1 tRNA gene and 1 pseudogene are annotated in these 1,042 nt (G+C 36.5%); both read right to left on the bottom strand.

The annotated features are described in order from the left end of the window. A pseudogene (locus HMPREF2918_RS11765) lies at positions 1-886 on the bottom strand (IS3 family transposase); the annotation flags it as partial. 80 nt (positions 887-966) lie between these two features. Further along, positions 967-1,040, bottom strand: a tRNA-Asn gene (locus HMPREF2918_RS01660). Positions 1,041-1,042 lie beyond the last annotated feature (2 nt).

The raw sequence follows: 1,042 nt of genomic DNA, 5'->3' as shown, positions 1-1,042 counted from the left end.
GTCACATCTGTGTAGCACTTTTCCATTGGTTTTGAAGCTTCAAACTGGCGTTGAATAAGGTTGTCGGCTTTCTTACCAATATCTCCTTTGTGAGAAGAATACTTTCGCTTCTGCCGGATTCTAGCTTGTAAATTGAGGACATTCATCAACCGCTGAACCCTCTTATGATTGACCAAAAAGCCACGATTTCTTAATTCTAAATGTATCCGACGATAACCATAATTTCCCTTGTGTTCAGTAAAAATAGATTGGATTTCAGCTTTAAGCCCTTGATCCTTATCTGGTTTGTCTAGCTGTTTCAAATGATAATAGTAGGTCGAACGAGCGAGTTTAACGGCCTTTAGAAGAATATCTAACGAAAACTCAGTGATTAATTCTTGAACAATTTCTGTCTTTCTTCTTTCTCTTTTTCCTCCTTCAATCGGAGTTCTCTCAACTTTTTTAGAACAGCATTCTCCGCTCTCAGGTATTCATTTTCTGCTTGAAGACGCTCTAACTCAGTCATCTCTTCAGGTTTCTTCTTTGGCTTACGTCCCATTTTAGGTATCCTTCCTCTTGTTTTCTCAACAATAGTATACCCATTTTTCTTGTATTGTGCCAGCCAATTTGGAAGCATTCCTTGGTTTGGGAGAGCATAATCAAGGCTTACACTTCTTTGTGAACGACCTTCAAGTAAGACTTTATCAATGATTTCTCGTTTTAGTTCAGGAGAATAGTAACAATTCTTTCCTTTTTTTACGATTTCTATTCCATAACGATCAATCAATTTAATCATGTACTGAAGATTAGAAATCTTTATCCCAAATTGATTTGAAAGTCGCCTAAAACTCTCTCCTTGCTTTCTTGATTCATATATTTGAACTTTATCTTCAAAAGTTAATTTCATAATAAAAGCACCCCAAAAATTAGATTTTTCTGTCTAACTTTTAGGGTGCAGTTCAATTACTTGATCTCTTTTTTTTTATACTCCGCCAGTAGGACTCGAACCTACGACATCATGATTAACAGTCATGCGCTACTACCAACTGAGCTATGGCGGAAT

The sequence above is a fragment of the Streptococcus sp. HMSC065C01 genome (assembly GCF_001813525.1).
GTDB classification, from domain to species: Bacteria; Bacillota; Bacilli; order Lactobacillales; family Streptococcaceae; genus Streptococcus; species Streptococcus parasanguinis_V.
Note: the sequence above shows the minus strand (reverse complement) of the source record. Positions and strands in the feature narration are given on the sequence as shown.